16 protein-coding genes are annotated in these 20,584 nt (G+C 66.1%); 7 read left to right on the forward strand and 9 right to left on the reverse strand.

The window, feature by feature from the left end:
* Positions 1–175: 175 nt before the first annotated feature.
* From BMY90_RS16675 to BMY90_RS16700, 6 genes are all read right to left on the reverse strand, one after another.
* Positions 176–559, reverse strand: a complete 384-nt coding sequence (locus tag BMY90_RS16675; protein ID WP_092705285.1) for an LrgA — start codon at positions 557–559, stop codon at positions 176–178.
* Positions 556–1,836: a serine--tRNA ligase gene (gene serS, locus BMY90_RS16680; RefSeq protein ID WP_092705286.1), complete on the reverse strand. Its 1,281-nt coding sequence runs from the start codon at positions 1,834–1,836 to the stop codon at positions 556–558. Before serS ends, BMY90_RS16675 begins: the two co-directional genes overlap by 4 nt.
* An 84-nt stretch (positions 1,837–1,920) precedes the next feature.
* A complete protein-coding gene (locus tag BMY90_RS16685) occupies positions 1,921–3,264 on the reverse strand; it encodes a replication-associated recombination protein A (RefSeq protein WP_092705308.1) in 1,344 nt (447 codons plus the stop codon).
* Between the two features lie 33 nt (positions 3,265–3,297).
* Entirely contained in the window at positions 3,298–3,984 is a 687-nt protein-coding gene (locus BMY90_RS16690) for a YoaK family protein (protein ID WP_008213703.1), read from the reverse strand.
* A gap of 6 nt (positions 3,985–3,990) precedes the next feature.
* Positions 3,991–4,653, reverse strand: coding sequence for an outer membrane lipoprotein periplasmic chaperone LolA (gene lolA / locus BMY90_RS16695; RefSeq protein ID WP_008213705.1), 663 nt, complete (start codon positions 4,651–4,653; stop codon positions 3,991–3,993).
* A 168-nt stretch (positions 4,654–4,821) separates the two neighbouring features.
* Positions 4,822–7,149, reverse strand: coding sequence for a DNA translocase FtsK (locus tag BMY90_RS16700; protein ID WP_092705287.1), 2,328 nt, complete (start codon positions 7,147–7,149; stop codon positions 4,822–4,824).
* A 360-nt stretch (positions 7,150–7,509) separates the two neighbouring features.
* On the opposite strand from BMY90_RS16700, the gene trxB reads away from it, so the two are divergent.
* From trxB to aat, 5 genes are all read left to right on the forward strand, one after another.
* The gene (gene trxB, locus BMY90_RS16705; RefSeq protein WP_092705288.1) at positions 7,510–8,472 is read left to right on the forward strand and encodes a thioredoxin-disulfide reductase; all 963 of its coding nucleotides are present in this window, start codon (positions 7,510–7,512) and stop codon (positions 8,470–8,472) included.
* 150 nt (positions 8,473–8,622) lie between these two features.
* The gene (locus BMY90_RS16710; protein ID WP_092705289.1) at positions 8,623–9,882 is read left to right on the forward strand and encodes a DUF2254 domain-containing protein; all 1,260 of its coding nucleotides are present in this window, start codon (positions 8,623–8,625) and stop codon (positions 9,880–9,882) included.
* 6 nt (positions 9,883–9,888) lie between these two features.
* Positions 9,889–11,025: a GNAT family N-acetyltransferase gene (locus BMY90_RS16715; RefSeq protein ID WP_092705290.1), complete on the forward strand. Its 1,137-nt coding sequence runs from the start codon at positions 9,889–9,891 to the stop codon at positions 11,023–11,025.
* Positions 11,026–11,083: 58 nt separating this feature from the next.
* Positions 11,084–11,491, forward strand: coding sequence for a TIGR03067 domain-containing protein (locus BMY90_RS16720; RefSeq protein ID WP_092705309.1), 408 nt, complete (start codon positions 11,084–11,086; stop codon positions 11,489–11,491).
* 21 nt (positions 11,492–11,512) lie between these two features.
* A complete protein-coding gene (aat, locus tag BMY90_RS16725) occupies positions 11,513–12,244 on the forward strand; it encodes a leucyl/phenylalanyl-tRNA--protein transferase (RefSeq protein WP_092705291.1) in 732 nt (243 codons plus the stop codon).
* On the opposite strand, the gene BMY90_RS16730 is transcribed toward aat, so the two are convergent.
* From BMY90_RS16730 to BMY90_RS16745, 3 genes are all read right to left on the reverse strand, one after another.
* Entirely contained in the window at positions 12,233–13,066 is an 834-nt protein-coding gene (locus tag BMY90_RS16730) for an HD-GYP domain-containing protein (protein ID WP_092705292.1), read from the reverse strand. The genes aat and BMY90_RS16730 overlap by 12 nt on opposite strands.
* A 78-nt stretch (positions 13,067–13,144) precedes the next feature.
* Complete coding sequence (ispG, locus tag BMY90_RS16735; protein WP_008213714.1) at positions 13,145–14,404, reverse strand: flavodoxin-dependent (E)-4-hydroxy-3-methylbut-2-enyl-diphosphate synthase; 1,260 nt, start codon at positions 14,402–14,404, stop codon at positions 13,145–13,147.
* Positions 14,405–15,337: 933 nt separating this feature from the next.
* The gene (locus BMY90_RS16745; protein ID WP_092705294.1) at positions 15,338–17,275 is read right to left on the reverse strand and encodes an acetyl-CoA hydrolase/transferase C-terminal domain-containing protein; all 1,938 of its coding nucleotides are present in this window, start codon (positions 17,273–17,275) and stop codon (positions 15,338–15,340) included.
* A 307-nt stretch (positions 17,276–17,582) separates the two neighbouring features.
* Here BMY90_RS16745 and BMY90_RS16750 point away from each other — a divergent pair, with 307 nt between their 5' ends.
* A complete protein-coding gene (locus tag BMY90_RS16750) occupies positions 17,583–19,037 on the forward strand; it encodes a phospholipase D-like domain-containing protein (RefSeq protein WP_092705295.1) in 1,455 nt (484 codons plus the stop codon).
* A gap of 115 nt (positions 19,038–19,152) precedes the next feature.
* The gene (gene xseA, locus BMY90_RS16755; protein ID WP_092705296.1) at positions 19,153–20,511 is read left to right on the forward strand and encodes an exodeoxyribonuclease VII large subunit; all 1,359 of its coding nucleotides are present in this window, start codon (positions 19,153–19,155) and stop codon (positions 20,509–20,511) included.
* The last annotated feature ends 73 nt before the right edge of the window (positions 20,512–20,584 follow it).

A 20,584-nucleotide genomic window follows, 5' to 3' on the forward strand; every position in this document is an offset into this window, starting at 1 on the left:
CGCTACGGCATCCTGCCTTCGCGTCAAGACTGCTGCCTTAAACCACTCGGCCATCTCTGGCGTTTGTCTGCGCGAACAGGCGTACTGCGTACGCCACTACGGCAGTTTGATTCCGGGCTTCCTGCCCTCCCGCGAAAACCACGCTTCGTCTGCGACTCCGCGGCGCGCAATGCTATCAGGAACCGGGCGTGCGGCGCTCGTGCAGGTCTTTGCGCGACAGCGCGACCAATGCCCAGATCGCGATGGCGACCGGGATCAATGCCCCGATCAGCGGCAGCAGGATCTCCGGATGCCGGAAGGTCATCGGCAGCAATTGGGTCGCCGCGGCGTAGCCGACGATCAGCAGGCGCAGGCCGCGACGTCTGCGCGCAATCCATACGCTGGCCACCATCAGCGCCAGCGCGATCACGCCGAGCACGATGTCCAGCCGCGGCACCGACCATACTTCGGCGAACCCAAGCCGGGTGAGGATCACGGAGGCCAGCACCGCCATCAGGAAATAGCTGGCGTAGAACTCCACCTTGCTCCAGCGACCTTGCACGGGCGCCGGCGCATTCACGCGATGCGCTCCACGCCGCCCATGTAGGGCCGCAACGCGTCGGGCACGGTGATCGAGCCATCCGCGTTCTGGTTGTTCTCCATCACCGCGATCAGCGTACGCCCCACTGCAAGACCGGAACCGTTGAGGGTATGCACCAGTTCGGGCTTGCCGGTGTCGGCGTTGCGCACGCGCGCCTGCAGACGACGCGCCTGGAAGTCCTCGCAGTTGGAGCAGCTGGAGATTTCACGGTAGGTCTGCTGGCTGGGCAGCCACACTTCCAAGTCGTAGGTCTTCACCGCAGTGAATCCCATATCACCGCTGCACAGGAGCATCTTGCGATAGGGCAGGCCGAGCTTCTGCAGCACGGCCTCGGCGTGGCCGACCATCTCTTCCAGTTGCGCATGTGACTGGTCGGCACGGGCGATGTGCACCATCTCGACCTTCTCGAACTGATGCTGCCGGATCATGCCGCGGGTATCGCGGCCGTAGCTGCCGGCCTCCGCGCGGAAGCACAACGAGTGCGCGGTGAAACGCAGCGGCAGTGCGTCGGCTTCCTGGATGGTGTCGCGCACCAGGTTGGTCAGCGAGACTTCGGCGGTAGGAATCAGGTAGCGCTTCGTTTCGCCGACTTCGGTGGCGAACAGGTCATCCTCGAACTTCGGCAACTGGCCGGTACCCTGCATGCTGTCGGCGTTGACGATCACCGGCACGTTGCACTCAAGGTAGCCGTGCTCGCCGGTATGCAAATCGAGCATGAACTGGGCGATCGCACGATGCAGGCGGGCAAGCTGGCCGCGCAGCACGGTGAAGCGTGCGCCGGACAGCTTGGCACCGGCATCGCCGTCGAGCCAGCCATGACGCTCACCGAGTTCAACGTGGTCTTTCACCTCGAAGTCGAACGTGCTCGGCGTGCCCCAGCGTGCGATCTCGGCGTTGTCGTTTTCGTCCTTGCCGACCGGCACCGATTCGTGCGGGATATTCGGGATACCCAGCGCGATGCCAGCCAGTTTCGCCTGCACCTCGGCCAGCGCCTGCTCGTTGGCCTTCAGCTTGTCGCCGATGCCGGCGACCTCGGCCATCAGCGGCGCCACGTCCTCACCCTTGGACTTGGCCTGGCCGATCGCCTTGGACCGCGTGTTGCGCAGGTTCTGCAGGTCCTGCGTCTCGGTCGAGAGCCGCTTGCGCTCGCTTTCCAGCGTTTCGACGGCAGAGACATCGAGGTCGAAGCCGCGGGTTTGCTTGAGGCGTTCGGCGGTCTCGGCAAGGCGCGAGCGCAACAGGGCGGGGTCCAGCATGGGTGTGATCCGAATGACGTGCGTAGCCTTTGATTATCGCCGCCCACCCGGTGACCCGCAATGCGGCGCACATCCGGACGAAGCTTACGACTTGTGCCGGGCTTCCCGGCGTGCCGCGCGCAGAGCCTGCAGTTTCTCGCGCAATTTCAGCTCCAGCCCGCGTTCGACCGGTTCATAGAACACCGTGCCATCCAGCGCATCGGGCAGGCATTGCTGATCGAGCGCGACGCCACCATCGGCATCGTGGTCGTACTGGTAGTTCTTGCCGTAGCCAAGCCCCTTCATCAGCTTGGTCGGTGCATTGCGCAGGTGCATCGGCACCTCCAGCGTGCCGCTTTCGCGCACCGCGGCACGCGCCTGGTTCCAGGCCTTGTAGGCGGCATTGCTCTTGGGCGCAACGGCCAGCCAGATTGCGAGCTGAGCCAGACCCAGTTCGCCTTCCGGGCTGCCCAGGCGCTCGTAGGTATCCCAGGCATCCAGTGCCATGCGCCATGCACGCGGCTCGGCCAGGCCAATGTCTTCCACGGCCATGCGGGTCATGCGCCGGGCCAGATAGGCCGGATCGCAGCCGCCATCGAGCATGCGTGCCAGCCAGTACACCGCGGCATCCGGATCGGACGAGCGCACCGACTTGTGCAGCGCCGAGATCTGGTCGTAGAACTGCTCGCCGCCCTTGTCGAAACGACGCGTGCGATCGGCCAGCACCTGCTCCAGGGTGGCCTCGTCGATACGGCCATCTTCGGCCAGTTCCGCTGCAATCTCCAGCAGGGTCAGGCCACGACGCACATCACCGTCAGCCGCCTGGGCAATGGACTCGAGCGACGCCTCGTCGATCTGCAACTGTTGTTCGCCAAGGCCCCGCTCGCCGTCATCCAGCGCCCTGCGCAGGGCAGCGATGATGTCCCCGGACGAGAGCGCCTCCAGCACATGCACGCGGCAGCGCGAGAGCAACGCCGAATTGAGTTCGAACGAGGGGTTCTCGGTGGTGGCGCCGACGAACAGGATCACGCCTTTTTCGATATGCGGCAGGAAGGCATCCTGCTGCGCCTTGTTGAAGCGATGCACTTCGTCGACGAACAGGACGGTACGACGTCCCCGGGCGAAATTCGCTTCCGCTTCCGTCAATGCCTTGCGCACATCGGGCAAGCCGGACATCACGGCGGAGATCGCGCAGAAGTCCGCGTCCGCATAACGCGCCATCAACAAGGCCAGGGTGGTCTTGCCGCAGCCCGGCGGCCCCCACAGCACCATCGAATGCACGCGCCCGGCTTCCAGCGCACGACGCAACGGTTTGCCCTCGCCCACCAACCGACGCTGGCCGACGATCTCGTCGAGATCGCGCGGGCGCATGCGTTCGGCCAGCGGCTTGAGCGACTCGGGCTCATTGCCGGCGAAAAGGTCGGGGGAAGACGATGACGGGAAGGACATGGGCGGCATGATAACGCGCCGATCGCGCGCGGCTCAGTCGGGAATCCGCACCGTTTTCACCAGGTACTGGCGATAGAGGCTGTAACCCAGCCCGCAGGCGCCGGTCAGGGCGGCGGGAATCAGCAGGCTGCGTTCCTGCATCAGGCGGAACAGCAGCGCACCCGCCGCGCTGCCGAGCATGAAGGTGGTCGCCACCAGCACGCACAGGCGCAGGCGCAACATGTCCACGGGCAGGCGGCGCAGCATCTGCCCCAGGTAGATGCCCATGTCGGTGAAGATGCCGGTCACGTGCGTGGTGCGGAACACCATGCCGCTGTAGGTGCTGACCATGCCGTTCTGCAGGCCGACCGCGATCGACGCCAAGTACAGGCCGATCGAACTGTTCGCATCCAGCAGCGGCACGGCGGCGAACAGCAGCAGCGATTCCAGCGTCAGCGCCACGCCGTAGCGGCGCCCCAGTTTCAGCGTGCTCTGCTGCACGATGAAGCCGCTGAGCGCGGCGCCAAGCACGAACGAGGCGATCGTCAGCGCCCAGTGCCATGCTTCGCCGCCGTTGCCGGTGCCCAGCGAGATGCCGAGCAGGCTGGTGTTGCCCGTCATGTTGCTGATCGACTGGTGCCGGAAACCCAGGTAACCGGCGGCATTGACCATGCCGGCGATGAAGGCGAGCACACCGCCGCCGAACCATGCCCAGCGCGGCAACTGGCGCAGCACGGGCATCGGTGGTCAGTCCTTCAACGGCTGAGTGCTGATCACCGGCAGGTCACCGATCACGTCGGCGCCCTTGGGCGGCGTGAAGTTGAATGTCTGCGGGGGAATCGCCACGTTGCGCTTCCAGTTCGAGAAACGGATGTTGGTGGTCGAGCCGAGCTGGTCGCGGAATGTCATGCGGGCCAAACCGTTGGCGTCGAAGCCGAGGTCCGCATAGTCGAACTGCGGATTGGCCGCGGTGGACGTGAGCCGCAGCCAGACCAGGCCGTCGTGCTCGCCCTTTTCGACCACCTTGAAGTTCTTGTCCAGTTGCGAGACGTCGGTGAGCACGGTCAGCGGACTGTGCGCTTCCTCGGTACTCTGCTTGCGCACGGTGACCTGCTCCAGCGACGGGTCGTACATCCATACCCGGCTGCCGTCGGCCACGATGGTCTGCTTGTACGGCGTGAGCGTATCCCAGCGGAATTCGCGCGGCGCCTCCAATGCCAGCGTGCCGGAACTGGTTTGCCCAGGCTGGCCGTCGACGTTGGTAAGCGTCTGAGTGAACTGGCCGGTGAGCGAGTGCAGGTCGTGCGCAAAAGCATCCAGTCGCGCACGAGCGGGACCGGAAGCGGCCTGTGCCCCGGCGCTCAGCGACAGCACCAGCGCGGCGGTAACGGCGAGCATGAAGCGTTTCATCGGATTCCCTGCTGACGGCAATGGCGTTGAATTGTGGCCAGTCATCGCTTAACGGACCTGTAGGAGCCGGCTGGCGGGCGATGCTCTTCCCGAAAACTTGTAAAAGCATCGCCCGCCAGCGGGCTCCTACGGAATTGCTGGGAACAACGGGCGTCTATCGGTGTTTCATCAATTTTTCGGTGGTGGTGGCGCCAGCACCTCGCGGTTGCCATTGTGCTGCGGAGCGCTGACCACACCATCCTGCTCCATCTGCTCGACCAGCCGCGCGGCGCGGTTGTAGCCGATGCGCAAATGGCGCTGCACGCCGGAGATCGAGGCGCGGCGCGTCTGCGTGACGACGGCCACGGCCTTGTCGTACAACTGGGCATCGGCATCGCCGCCCTCCTCGCCGTCTTGCGGCAGGCCGGAATCGTTGATGAACTTGCCGTCGGACGTGGCCTGCACTTCTTCCAGCACGCCTTCGACGTACTGCGGCTCGCCCTGGGCCTTCAGCCAGTTCACCACGCCATGCACCTCGTGGTCGTCGACGAAAGCACCATGCACGCGCTCGGGCGTGGCAGTGCCCGGCGGCAGGTAGAGCATGTCGCCGTGGCCAAGCAATGCTTCGGCGCCGGATTGATCGAGAATCGTGCGCGAGTCAATCTTGGACGACACCTGGAACGCGATGCGGGTGGGGATGTTGGCCTTGATCAGGCCGGTGATCACATCCACCGACGGGCGCTGGGTGGCCAGGATCAGGTGCACGCCGGCAGCACGCGCCTTCTGCGCCAGGCGGGCGATCAGCTCTTCCACCTTCTTGCCGACGATCATCATCATGTCGGCGAATTCGTCGATGATGACCACGATGTTCGGCAGCGGCTCCAGCGGCTCGGCCGCCAGGTTGGGCATTTCGGGATTGGGCCGGAACAGCGGGTCCAGCAGCGGCTGGCCGGCGTTCTCGGCCTCTTTCACCTTCTTGTTGAAACCGCCCAGGTTGCGCACGCCCACCGCGGCCATCAGCTTGTAGCGGCGCTCCATCTCGGCCACGCACCAGCGCAATGCGTTGGCGGCTTCCTTCATGTCGGTGACCACCGGCGCCAGCAGGTGCGGGATGCCCTCGTAGACCGAGAGCTCCAGCATCTTCGGGTCGATCATGATCAGCCGCACATCCTTGTAGCTGGCCTTGTACAGCAGACTCAGCACCATCGCGTTCACCGCGACGGACTTGCCCGAGCCGGTGGTGCCGGCCACCAGCAGGTGCGGCATCTTGGCCAGGTCCACCACCACGGGTTTTCCGCCGATGTCCTTGCCCAGCGCCAGCGCCAGCGGCGACTTGATCTGGTCGTACTTGTCCGAACGCAGGATCTCGGACAGGTAGACGATCTGCTTGCGGGTATTGGGAATTTCCAGGCCGATCACGTTCTTGCCCGGAATCACGTCGACCACGCGCACGCTGACCACCGACAGGCCACGCGCAATGTCCTTGTCCAGGCTGGACACCTGCGAGCCGCGAATGCCCGGGGCAGGCTCCAGCTCGAAACGGGTGATCACCGGGCCGGGGTACACGCCGACCACCTTGGCCTCGATGCGGAAGTCCTTCAACTTCAGCTCGACCTGGCGCGACAGCACTTCCAGCGTTTCTTCCGAATAACCCGGCCCCTGATCCGGTGCTTCGTCAAGCAGCGACAGCGGCGGCAGCTCGCCGGGCTGCGAGGCGCCGCTGAACAGCGGGATCTGCGTTTCCAGCCTGGCGCGCTCGCTCTTCGCCACCGGCGCGGGCGGCGTTTCGATACGCACCGGCTCGCGCTTGGCCTGCTTCACCGCGTCGACCTTCTTGACCACCTCGCGCTCGGCGCGGGCCTGGCGCGCCGCCAGCTGATCCGGCATCCGGCGCAGCTTGCCACCGGCCCAGGCCAGTGCGCGCACCACGCCCTGCCCGGTCCAATCCATCACCCGGAACCATGACAACCCGGTGGCCAGCGTCACCGCAATCAGGAATATCGCCAGCAACAGCAACGGTGCGCCTTCGTTGCCGAAGGCACGGCCCATGCCGTAGCTCACCGCATGGCCGACGACGCCACCGGCGCCCTCGGGCAACATGTTGCTGGTGGGGAAATTGAGCGTACACAACGCCGGCGCGGTAACGAAGAAGAACACCGAGCCGACCAGCCGCAACGAGGATTCCCACGGTTGGGCATTGCGCTCGCCATGGTGGCGCAGCACCTGCACGCCCAGGAACAGCAGCAGCAGCGGGAAACAGTACGCCACGCCCCCGAACAGGTAGCGCAGCAAGTCCGCGATGTAGGCGCCCACGGTGCCGCAGAGGTTGTGCACATGCCCGGCGGACCCGGCATGCGACCACCCCGGGTCACGCGCGTCGTAGCTGGCCACGCAGACCAGCAGGAACAGCGCCAGCGGCAGCAGCACCAGCGCGCCGGCCTCGCGAAGACGGCGCTTGAGCTCTTCGCTCAAGCCGGCCTTTTCCTTTTCTTTCTTTGCGTTTGCGCTACGCGGCACCGTGATGACTTTCCTCTGGGATACGGGACGATTAAACCATGCCCGGCAAGACCATACGCACTCCCCGGACGCCGCCGGCACGGATTCCCGCACTCCGCGGCCGGGAACCATGGCAGGCACCGGATATCCGGCCGCCGCCCGAATCGCGGCGGAAACGGTCAGGAACAAGGCCACCGGCACCGGTCCCCGCGGCAATGGCCGTGGCACATCCTGACAGCATCCACCCATTGCGCCTTGAATCAGGCGCCGGACTTCCCCATTCTTGCGGGTTCCAGCCTTACCCGCATGCCCCGGCGCAAGCTTGCACGGCATCGGGGAATTGGCCGTTCATGCTGAATGCACACCCGAGGATCCTGTCCAATGAGCGTCACCTCCAAACACAGCCGCCTGCTGATTCTCGGCTCCGGCCCCGCCGGCTACACCGCCGCGGTGTATGCCGCCCGGGCCAACCTGAAGCCGACGCTGGTCACCGGTCTGCAGCAGGGTGGCCAGCTGATGACCACCACCGACGTGGACAACTGGCCGGGTGACGTGGAGGGCCTGCAAGGTCCCGCGCTGATGCAGCGCATGGCCGAGCATGCCGAGCGCTTCAACACCGAGATGATCTTCGACCACATCCACACGGCGGACCTGAAACAGCGCCCGTTCCGGCTCAAGGGCGATTCCGGCGAATACACCGCCGACGCGCTGATCATCACCACCGGCGCCACCGCGAAGTACCTGGGCATCGCCAGCGAGGAGAAGTTCAAGGGCAAGGGCGTCTCGGCCTGCGCCACTTGCGACGGCTTCTTCTTCCGCGAGCAGGACGTGGTGGTGATCGGCGGCGGCAACACCGCGGTCGAGGAAGCGCTGTACCTGGCCAACATCTGCCGCAAGGTCTACCTGGTGCATCGCCGCGACAAGCTGCGTGCCGAAAAGATCATGCAGGACAAGCTGTTCGAGAAAGCCGCCGCCGGCAAGATCGAGCTGGTCTGGAACCACACCATCGACGAGGTGCTGGGCGACGACAGCGGCGTCACCGGCGTGCGCGTGAAGGACGTCAACTCCGACGCCACCCGCGAAATCGAAGCCACCGGCTTCTTCGTGGCGATCGGCCATACGCCGAACACGGGTATTTTCGAAGGCCAGCTCGACATGCACGATGGCTACATCAAGATCCACAGCGGCCAGCAAGGCATGGCCACGATGACCTCGGTGCCCGGCGTGTTCGCCGCCGGCGACGTGGCCGACCACGTCTACCGCCAGGCGATCACCTCGGCCGGCTTCGGCTGCATGGCTGCGCTGGATGCCGAACGCTGGCTGGACCAGCAGACCCCGGCCTGAACCACCCGGTGACGGCGGGCGCGGCCCGCCATCACCCACGCCGCGTCATCCGGCGTTGCACGCCGCCGTCGTACCATGCCCGGACAGCCCGGCCTTGCGACCTCGGTCGACATCCGGGCCTGATTCCTCGCCAGCCAGGGATTCGACGCGATGCATGCCAAATGGCTTTTTATCGGCAGCCAGTTCACCCGCCGGATGTGGTTCCGCGCCACGCTCTACGGCGTCTTCGGCGTGGCCTCGGCGCTACTCGGCGCGCTGCTGCGGCCGTGGCTGCCGGAGGGCCTTGCCACCCGCATCGGCGCCGACGCCGTCGGCAACATCCTGGGCATCCTGGCGTCCAGCATGCTGGCCGTCACCACCTTCTCGCTATCGACGATGGTCACGTCGTACGTCGCTGCCGGCAGCAGCGCCACGCCGCGCGCGTCCAAATTGCTGATCGAGGATTCGGCGGCACAAGGCGCCCTGGCCAGTTTCATCGGCGCCTTCCTGTTCAGCATCGTCGGACTGATCGCCCTGAGCGCCGGCATCTACGGCGACAGCGGTCGCCTGGTTCTGTTCGCCGCCACCGTCGTGCTGATCGTGGTCATCGTGATCACCCTGCTGCGCTGGATCGACCAGCTTTCGCGGCTGGGCCGCGTGGGCGAAACCATCAATCGCGTCGAACGCGCCACGCGCGAAGCGATGCAGCAACACCTGCGCGATCCATGGTTGGGCGGCACGCCGTGCAAGGTTGTTCCCGCAGGCACGCATGCCGTGGAAAGCGACCGCATCGGTTACGTGCAATACATCGACACCGGCCTGCTGCAGGCCATCGCCGAAGAGCAGTCGCTGGAACTGTGGGTCAACGCGCCCGCCGGAACCTATGCCGCCCCGGGACGCGCCGTCGTCCATGCCTCGCGCAAGGTCGACGACGAGCTGCGCAAGCGCCTGGCCGATGCCTTCGTGATCGGCGACGGGCGCGACTTTCGCCAGGATCCACGCTTCGGTTTCGTGGTGCTCACCGAAATCGCGCAACGCGCGCTGTCGCCGGCCGTCAACGATCCCGGCACCGCGATCGACGTGCTCGGTACGGTCACCCGCCTGTTGTGCCAATGGGCGCGCCAGGCCGAAAACGGTGACACCCCGCCGACGCGCCACGAGCGCATCCATGTGCCGCCGCTTGCCGTGGACGACTGCTTCGATGACGTGTTCGCACCCTTGTCGCGCGATGCGGGCGGCATGCTGGAAGTCGGCATTCGCCTGCGCAAATCGCTGGCCACGCTTGGCGGCCTTGGCTTCGCCCCGTTCGAATCGCCGGTGCGGCAGCATGCCTCGCGCGCGCTGGAACTGGCCGCAAAGGCTTTGCCGCTGGAACGGGATCGGCGCGAACTCGAGGCCATTCCCGTCGGTGCGGCGACCGGCAAAGACTGATCGCGCATGACGCTCATCACACGCTTCCACGCCCATGTCGCCGACATGCCGCAGGCCGACTGGGACGCGCTTCGGCCGGACGACAATCCGTTTGTCTCACACGCGTTCCTGCATGCGCTGGAACGCGACGGCTGCGTGCGCCCCGAATGGGGCTGGCAGGTCCATCACCTCGGGCTGTACGAACGCGACCGCCTGGTGGCCGCCGCGCCGCTGTACCTGAAAGGCAATTCGCACGGCGAGTTCGTGTTCGACTGGAGCTGGGCCAGTGCGTGGGAACGTGCCGGTGGCCAGTACTACCCCAAGCTGCTCTGCGGCGTGCCGTATTCGCCGGTGCCCGGTCCGCGCCTGCTGGTCGGCAATGACGCGATGCAGGCGCCGATCCTGCAACGTGCACTGGTCGAGGCAATGCGTGAGGAAGCCGAGCAGCGCGGCCTGTCGTCGGTCCACGCCAATTTCCTCACCGAGCACGAAGCGACCGCCTTCGACATGGACTGGCTCGCACGTACCGATGTGCAGTTCCATTGGCACAACCGCGGCTGGCGCGACTTCGAGGATTTCCTTGCCACGCTCAACCACAAGAAGCGCAAGAACATCCATCACGAACGCGCCCGCGTCGCCAGCAGCGGCCTGGACATCGAATGGCGCGCCGGCCGTGAATTGCGGCTGGACGAATGGCGCCAGATCCATGCGCTGTACCAGGCCACCTTCGATGCCCGGGGCAACCACGCCGCATTGACCACCGCCTTCTTCAGTCGCCTCGGCGAGCTGGGCGATACCGTGCAACTCGCCCTGGCGCGCAACGGCGACGAGATCGTGGCGATGGCGTTGTTCCTGCACAGCGACGACGTTCTGTACGGCCGCTACTGGGGCGCCACCATCGAAGTGCCCGGCCTGCATTTCGAGCTGTGCTACTACCGCGGCATCGAATACGCCATCGCGCGCAAGCTGCAGCGTTTCGAACCCGGCGCGCAGGGCGAGCACAAGCTGGCACGCGGTTTCCTGCCGGCCACGACGCACTCCCGCCACTATCTTGTGCATGAGGGTTTCCGCGAGGCCGTGCAGAAAGCGCTTGAACACGAATCCGCGGACATGGCCGCCTACACCGAAACCTTGCTCGCGCACACGCCGTACGCCAAGCGCTGACGTGGCATCATGCAGCGGTCTTCATGCGAGAAGGCCCCAGCTACCGATAAGGATGCACATGCCGCACATCCACGACACGCTTGCCGCCGACGCTTCCGCGCGCGACCTTGCCGCCTTGCAGGGCACATGGGAACAAGTCGATTTCGAGGAAAACGGGGTAGCCAATCCGCCCGACATCCATGGCGCGCCCGGGGCCATCACCGTGATCCGTGGCCAGCACTTCGAGGTGCGCACCATCGAGGGCGGGTTGTTGCTGGAAGGCAGCTTCGAGATCGATGCCTCGGCAACCCCCAAGGCCATCACCTGGACGGACTCGATGGGATCGGATGCAGGCAAGCCTCTTCCCGCCATCTACACGCTCGATGGCGACCGTTTCGTGTTCATCGCCTCCGATGAAGGCATGCCGCGCCCCCAAGTGTTTCGCACCACGCAAGGACAAGCCATGCGCAGCTTCGTCCGCAGGTAAGCAAAACCGTCTGCACCGACCATGATCCGCCTGCCCCTGCTCGAAGACGATGCGCCGGACCGCTTTCCCGATCCGGCGCGCGCCCTGCCCGAACCGAACGGCCTGCTCGCCTTCGGTGGCGATCTTTCACCGCAACGCCTGCTGGCGGCCTACGCACGGGGGATCTTTCCGTGGTACGGCGAAGGCCAGCCGATCCTGTGGTGGTCGCCCGATCCGCGTTGCGTGTTCGATACCGGCGCGCTGAAACCGAACCGCAGCCTGCGCCGCCTGCTGGCGCGCACGTCCTGGCACGTCAGCGTGGACCGCGCGTTCCGTGAAGTGATCGAAGCCTGCGCCGAACCACGTCAGGACGAGCCCGGCACCTGGATCACCCCCGCGATGATGAACGCCTACACCGCCCTGCACGCCCAGGGCCACGCACATAGCGTCGAGGTATGGGATGGTGGCCACCTGGTCGGTGGCATCTACGGCGTGGCGATCGGCCGATTGTTCTGCGGCGAATCGATGTTCAGTCGCCAAAGCGGCGGCTCGAAAGTCGCGCTGATGGCGCTGGCTGCACGCTTGCGCGAGTGGGGCTTCCCGCTGCTCGATGCGCAGGTGGTCAACCCGCACCTGCTGTCACTCGGTGCGCTGGAAATCCCGCGCATCGACTTCCTTGCCCGGGTACGCGAATTGGTGGCGCTCCCGCTCGTCGAAGGCAGCTGGAGCGATGGCGCCGCCCGACCCGCACAGGATCTGCTGTCAGGAACCTGACGGCGCGCCGGTCTCGGCATGCGCCAGCAGCTTCAGTTCGTCGAGATGGTTCAGGAACAACGCGACCAGATGCGGATCGAGTTGGGAGCCGGCCACCTGGCGCAGGTACGCAATCACTTCGTCCTGCGGCCATGCCGGCTTGTACACGCGCGGATGGCTCAGTGCATCCCACACGTCCACCACGCTGAACACGCGCGCCGCCAGCGGGATCGCCTCGCCACGCAAGCCCTGCGGATAACCGGCGCCATCCCAGCGTTCGTGGTGGCTGTATGGCACGTCGGAGGCGGCGCGCAAGAAGCCCACTTTCTGCAGCATGTCGTGCCCGATCTTCGGATGCGTGCGCATCAACGCGGTTTCCGCCTCGTCGAGCTTGCCCGGCTTGATCAGGATGGCATCGGGCAACGCCAGCTTGCCGATGTCGTGCAGCAACGCGCCGAAGCGCAGGTTGCGCAAGGCTTCATCCTTCATGCCGGCCAGCCGTCCCAGCCCCACCGACATGCGGGTCACACGGTCGGAGTGATCGCTGGTTTCCTTGTGCCGCGCATCCATCGCCTCCACCAGCACGCGCAATGATTGCTCGTTGCCGGCCACCAGCTCGGCATTGGCGACGGCGAGCCGACGCACGGCATGCCCGACCATCGCGTACAGCAGCACGCCCGAGCCAAGCACGAACAACCAGCCCTTGAGACTTTGCAACCAGGTGAGCCGCTGCGGGTCATGCACCATCCACTCAAGCGCCCGATCGGAAAACCAGATCCAGACGACGGCGATGACCACGTAGATGGACGCGGTGCGAAATTGCGGACTGGTCGTCAACGTCATGCCCCCTTACATGCGCATCCACGCAAAGCCGACATCCTGCCATCGCCCCAGGCCCGCTGGTGTGCCGTTGTTCGCGCTTCAGTCCGCGCGGGCCACATACTTCCGGGCTACGTACTCGTCCAGTATGCCCACAAATTCACGGGCAATGTTATCCCCGCGCAGGGTCATCGCCTTTTCGCCGTCGATGAACACCGGGGCCGCCGGCGCCTCGCCATTGCCGGGCAGCGAAATGCCGATATTGGCGTGCTTGGATTCGCCCGGCCCGTTGACGATGCAGCCCATCACCGCCAGGGTGAGGTTTTCCACGCCGTCGTACTTCACCCGCCACAGCGGCATCTGTTCGCGCACGTGCTCCTGCACCACCTTGGCCAGTTCCTGGAAGAACTCGCTGGTGGTACGGCCGCAACCCGGACAGGCGGTGACCAGCGGCGTGAACGAACGCAGGCCCATGGTCTGCAACAACTCCTGCGCCACGATCACCTCGCCGGTGCGCGAAGCACCCGGTTCCGGCGTAAGCGAGATGCGGATGGTATCGCCGATGCCTTCCTGCAACAGCACCGCCAGCGCCGCACTGGACGCGGTAATGCCCTTCGAACCCATGCCGGCCTCGGTCAGGCCCAGGTGCAACGCGTAATCGCAGCGCGTGGAAATGTCGCGGTACACCGCGATCAGCTCCTGCACACCGGAGACCTTGCACGACAGGATGATGCGATCACGCGGCAGGCCAAGTTCCTCGGCCCGCGTGGCCGAATCCAGCGCCGAACGGATCAGCGCCTCGCGCGCCACGTGGGAGGCGTCCCACGGTTCGGCGCGAGTGGCGTTCTCGTCCATCAGACGGGCCACCATCGACTGGTCCAGCGAACCCCAGTTGGCGCCAATGCGTACCGGCTTGCCGTACTGGATCGCCTTTTCGATGATCGAGGCAAACTGGCTTTCGTGCTTCTTGCCGAAACCGACGTTGCCCGGATTGATGCGGTATTTCGCCAGCGCCTCGGCGCAGGCCGGCTCGCGTTCCAGCAACTGGTGGCCGTTGTAGTGGAAGTCGCCGATGATCGGCACCTCCACGCCCATCATCGCCAAGCGATCGCGGATGTGCGGCACTGCAGCCGCGGCCGCCGGCGTGTTCACCGTGATGCGCACCAGCTCGGAACCGGCACGGGCCAGTTCGGCAATCTGTTTCGCCGTGCTTGCCGGGTCCTCGGTGTCGGTGTTGGTCATCGACTGCACCACGATGGGCGCGCCACCACCCACTTTCACCTTGCCGATCTGCACGCCCACGCTGGGACGACGGGCCGCCGGCTCGGCCGGGCGCGGTTGCTGGGGGGGGAATTCGTTCATGGATCGGTCGACTGGGAATGTTGGGGTGCCACTTGGTGTGGCGATGCTTACAAGGATACTCGATTGAATATGTTTGATTGTTTTCGGGAGGTGCTTGCGCATCGGTTGCTCGCCTGCGGCGGGCTTTCGCTCGTTCTGGCGTGATCGTCACTGTGCTCGCCTGTGGCGGGCTTTCGCTCGTTCTGACGTGATCGATGGGTGGCTCGCCTGCGGCGGGCTTTCGCTCGCATTGGCGTGGTCGATGGCTGGCTCGCTTGCAGCGGGCTTTCGAGCGCCTGCCGGCGCCCGAGTTACCTCTCTTTGCTGGCCCAAAGAGACGTAACCCAGAGAAATGGCCTGATGGGACCCGCCGACCCTACAAGCCTGATCGGTCGAGGTGTTTGGAACCTGCGTGACACTTCCTGTTACACGCACGGCCACGCCGCGCCGTCACCGAAAACTGAGGGGTAGGAAGAGCGGACGCGTGTGGTCGAACTTGGCGCTGTGGTGTGCGGTTTTCATCCCCTTCGAGAAGCGGCGCGCGGCGGAGGATCAGGCCCGCAGGGTGGTCGGCATGGATGCCGGCCAGTTCGACGCCAGGGCAGGCGACGGCATGGATGCCGGAGTTGAGGCAACGCAGGACGCAGTTGCCCGATGCCCTGTCGGCGAACCCCCGTAGCCGGGCGCGGACCCGCCGGCTCGCAGAGCCGGTGGGCGCGAACGCAGGGCGCCCCTCTTTTAGTTCCGTTTTCTCGGGCGAGCGAGAAAATGAACCCGGCCGCCGGCAGGCGGACGGAACCCCCGACATCGAAGATGGCGGCACGCTAGCGGTACATCTCCGTCAAGGCAATAGAACGAAAGCTGGAAGCACTTCCAATGGACGAACACCTGGTCATCCAGTATCTCGGTCGCGCCTTTCGCAAGCGCCGCTAACGCAACCTGAACACCCCGCACTCAATGCCGGAGCGCAGCCTGCAGCAATCGCCGCTGCAGGCGCTCACCGAGGGCAGCCGGCGACTGCAATCCCATCCGCAGCAGTGCCTCATCTTCCCCGGAAACAGGTTCCCGGCGTTGCAGAACAGCGCGCAGCAAGCGGTAGCGTCCGCGCCATGTGGCGCCTTCGGTTTGCAGCCACTTCAACGCGGGCAGCAGGCGCTGCTCCACTTCGTCGAAATCGCTGCCGAAGGGGAATGTGGGCAACAGTCCCTGCTCGCGCCACGGGGCCAGCGTTTCGCGCAAGTGTTCCGGCGTGTGCTGGCGCCAGGCGTCGGGGATGTGGAAGTCCAGCGACAGCTTGCCGTGCGCCTTGGCTTCGGCGGCCAGTGCATCGAGAAAACGGGCATCGGTGATCGACAGCATCGCTTCGATGCACTCACTGTCGCTCTTGCCGCGCAGGTCGGCCACGCCGTATTCGGTCACCACCAGATCGCGCAGATGGCGCGGAATGGTGGTCTGGCCGTAGTTCCAGCGGATATTGGTCTGCACGCCGGCGCTGCCTTGCCGGGTGGCGCGCAGCAGCAGCACCGAACGCCCGTCAGGCAATTCGTGCGCCATCGCCACGAAGTTGTACTGGCCACCCACGCCGCTGACCACGTGGCCATCTTCCAGCGTGTCGGACACGGCCGCGCCGAGCAGCGTCGCCATCATGCAGGTGTTGAAGAAACGCGCGCCGCGACGCTGCAGCGACGCCAGCACCTGGTGATCGCCGTAAAGCTGGTTGACGTTGGAAACACGGCACATGTCGATGGCGTCGGGATCGGCCGCCTCGGTCGCAGCCAGCCAGTCGTACAGCTCGCGTGTGCCCAGGAAAAATGCGCCACGCAGGTAATGTCCACCCGGCACGTCAGCGGGCAGGCGACCGGCCGCAGAGGCGCGCTCCAGTGCCATGTTGTCCCAGCTGCGCCGCTTGAGGATGCCGGCACGCTGCAGGTGCATGAAGCCGTCCATCACCATCTCGCTGGCGCCGTACAGCCCGCTTTCAAACGCATCCAGCCCGCCGTAATGCGCGGCCGCGGCATGCGTGGTCTGGCCGGAATCCAGCGCCTGCAACGCCGCACGCCATGACCGGTTGTCCTGATGACGCAGCAGCAAGGCCTTGACCAGTGCATCGGACAGGGCGCCGATGCCGATCTGCAGGCAGCCGCCGTCCTTCACCAGCGCACTGGCATGCAGGCCCAGCGCGTATTCGACCGTGTCCACCGGCTGGCGCGGCAACGCGAACAGCGGCGGCGACGCGGCGGGCATCAACTCGATGTCGAAGAAGTCTTCCGCCACCTCGGCGTTGCCGCTCAGGTAGGGCAACTGTGGATGCACCACCGCCACGCACAACGGACGCGGCTTGCCGGCGGCCTTCAGCCGATCGAGAAAATCCAGCGTGAGATCGGGATTGCACGACAGGCTGTAACGCACGCCCGTCGGTGTCTCGCGCCGCGCCACCAGTTGCACCAGCAGGTTGATGTCCTGCACCACCAGGTCGCGCGCCACGTGGGTGTAGTTCTGGCTGATGTAGCTGCGCTGCGCACTGCCCGAATGCAGCATCGCGCCGGACTGCAGGTAGAACTCGTGCACGGCCACGTTCGGCGGCAGCGTGCCGCGGGCCTGGTCCAGCGCGTACTGCGGATCTTCGCAGTCCGCGCCGAAATGCCGGTCTAGAAACGGCTGCAGGAAGCGCGCTTCCAGGCCCGGTCTCGGCTGCGGACGGGTCAGCGACAACGCGGTGTACAGCGTCATCGACCGCCAGGTGTCCGCATGCACCCTCCGGTACAGCGCATTGAGCAGCCCGTGCGGCTTGCCCAGTCCCAGCGGCGCGGCCACGCGCAGGTCCGCGCCCACCCGTTCGACGATCAGGCGGGCACAGGCATCGGTATCGGCAAGTCGTTGATCCGGTGACATGGCCCGATCATGCCAGAACCCTTGTGATGGCAAACGCGCCACGCGTTCACGCTGGTGTCGTGGTTGCGACGCGGCGCACACCACGGAGGAACCTCTGAACCACCCTGATGGCGGCCTCGAAACCCGGCCCAAGCCGGGCAGGAGCGCACCCCGTGCGCGATTGGCCTTTCGCGATACCTCACCAAAAGCGTTCGCGCACAGGTTGCGCTCCTGCACAAGGAGGTTGTTCGAGGCGCCCTTGTTGTCCACCGCAACGTGCACGATTCCTGCACATGGGTGAAGCCATGCATGGCCTACACTTCGCTGCATGCCACCTTCCCCGCTTACCGCATCCTCGCCTTACCGTCTGCTGGCCGAGCAGGCGCTCAGCCGCGCCGCCGGTGCGCCGCTGCTGGGTGGCAATGCGGTGGAGTTGCTGATCGATGCCGAGGCCAACTACACGGCGTGGCTGCAGGCGATCAAACAGGCACGGCACAGCGTACTGCTGGAGAACTACATCATCCGCGACGATGACGTCGGCCGTCGTTTCCGTGATGCACTGGTCGACCGCGCCCGCGACGGCGTGCTGGTGGCCGTGATCTGCGACTGGATGGGCTGCCTGGGTCAGTCGCGTGCCGCATTCTGGAAACCGTTGCGCGATGCCGGCGGCGAGGTGCGCGTGTTCAATCCGCCACAACTGGGCCAGTCGTTCGGCTGGATCAGTCGCGACCACCGCAAGACGCTGGTGGTGGATGGACGGCACGGTTTCCTGTCCGGGGTGTGCATCAGTGCGCAATGGCTGGGCGATGCCGACCGTGGCGTGCCGCCCTGGCGCGATACCGGCGTGGCGCTGCAAGGCCCCGCGGTGGGCGAACTGATCGCGGCGTTCGCCGACAGCTGGCGCCAGACCGGCGCGCCGCTGCCCGAGCGCCCGCAGGAACCTGTGCCGCCGGTCAGCGCGGGCGACATCGCGCTGCGCGTGATCGCCACCCATCCGTCCACCGCCGGCATGTACCGGCTCGACCAGCTGATTGCCGCGATGGCGCGCCGCACGCTGTGGCTCACCGATGCCTACTTCGTCGGGATGGCGCCCTACGTGCAGGCGCTGGTTTCCGCCGCGCGCGACGGCGTGGACGTGCGCCTGCTGGTGCCTGGCAGCAGCGACATTCCCGCCGTGGGCAGCCTGTCGCGCTCCGGCTATCGCCCGCTGCTGAAGGCGGGCATCCGCGTATTCGAATGGAACGGCTCGATGCTGCACGCCAAGACCGCCGTGGCCGATGGCCAATGGGCGCGGGTCGGCTCGTCCAACCTCAATATCGCCAGTTGGCTCGGTAATCGCGAAATCGACGTGGCCGTGGAAGATGCCGGCTTCGCCAGCCAGCTCGCCGCGCAGTACGAACGCGACCTGGAGAACGCCACCGAAATCGTGCTGGCGCCACGTCGCCGACGGCGCGGCGAAAAGGTACAGAGCAGCGAAGCCCGGCCACCGCACCCGCGCAAGGGCGGTGGCAGTTCCGGCCGCACCGCTGCCGGTGCGCTGCGCATTGCCAACACCGTCGGCGCCGCACTCAGCGATCGCCGCGTGCTGGGTGACACCGCCACCGGCCCGCTGCTCGGCGGGGCTGCGCTGCTGCTCGTGCTGGCGATCGTGGCTATTCTCTGGCCCGCCGTGATCGCCTGGCCATTGGGCCTGCTCGCGGCGTGGTTCGCACTCAACCTCGGCATCCGGCTGTGGCGCCAGCATCGGCGCAACCGGCGCCGGCATCTCGGCGAGGCGGATTAGCGTTCGCCCACGCGGACCGGCCCTTGTCGGGCACAGCCCTGTTCATGAGAAAGCACTTCCACAGACCCACCCAAGCCGCTGTTCCGCAAGCGATCCATGCTAGTCTCCCGCCTCCATGCATCCGTCCGACGACCAACCGGCCACGCCGCGCCACATCCTCACCCCCAGCACGCTGAACCGGCTGGTGCGGGGACTGCTGGAAGACGCGCTGCCGCTGGTGTGGATCGAGGGTGAACTGTCCAACGTGGCGCGCCCGGCATCGGGCCACATGTATTTCACCCTGAAGGACAGCGGCGCGCAGGTGCGCTGCGCGATGTTCCGCCCGAAAACCGTTGCGCTGCGCTTCAAGCCGGTCGACGGCATGCAGGTGTTGCTGCGTGCGCGGGTCGGCCTGTACGAACCGCGTGGCGAATTCCAACTGGTCGCCGAGCACATGGAACCGGCCGGCGAAGGTGCCCTGCAACGCGAGTTCGAACGGTTGAAGGCACAGCTTGATGCCGAAGGCCTGTTCGACCCTGCGCGCAAACGTCCCCTGCCCCGTTTTGCCCGGCGCATCGGCGTGATCACCTCGGCTACCGGCGCGGCGGTGCGCGACGTGCTGAGCGTGATGTCACGACGCTGGCCACTGGCCGACGTGGACATTTTGCCGGTCCCCGTGCAGGGCCGCGAAGCACCGCCGGCGATCGTGGCGATGCTGAAAAAAGCGTCGGCCAGCGCACGCTACGACGTGCTGCTGCTCACCCGCGGCGGTGGCTCGCTGGAAGACCTGTGGGCCTTCAACGACGAGGCGGTGGCGCGCGCGATCCACGCCAGCGCGGTGCCGGTGGTTTCCGCCGTCGGCCACGAGGTGGATTTCAGCATCGCCGACTTCGTCGCCGACCTGCGCGCACCGACGCCCTCCGCCGCGGCCGAATTGCTGGTGCCCGATGCGCAGGCACTCGGCCGCCACCTTCATCAATTGCAACAACGCCTGGCTACCCTGCAGCAACGCCGCCTGCAAGGTCATGGCCAGCGCGTCGACCACCTGCTCGCGCGCCTGCAGGCACAGCGTCCGCAGGCACGCCTGGCACGCGATCGCGAACGACTGGTCCACTTGCACCGCCGCCTGCTTGGCAGCCTGCGCGAACAGCAACAGCAGCGTCAGTCGCGACTCGATCGCGTCCACGCACGTCTGCTCGCCCGGCATCCGCAACAACGCCTGCAACTGCTGCGACGTCAGCTCGCCGAACAGGCGCAGCGCCTGCGCCAGTCGATCGAGCGTCGGCTGGAACGCGACCGCCTCACCTTGCAGCAATCCGCCCGCGCCCTGCACGCGGTCAGCCCGCTGGCCACGCTGGAACGCGGTTACGCGATCCTGTTCGATGCCGATGGCAAGGTGCTGCGCTCGACCCATGGCGTGGCCGCCGACGCGAAATTGCGCGCTCGCCTCGCCGATGGCGAATTGCCGTTGCGGGTCGAGCCGGATTCCGACTGAGCCTGCACGCTACCGGTCTCACGTGGACTGAACGCACACTGCCGCATCCTGCACGCTTTCCATCGACGGAGGT

This window comes from Rhodanobacter glycinis, from assembly GCF_900114325.1.
GTDB lineage: Bacteria > Pseudomonadota > Gammaproteobacteria > Xanthomonadales > Rhodanobacteraceae > Rhodanobacter_A > Rhodanobacter_A glycinis.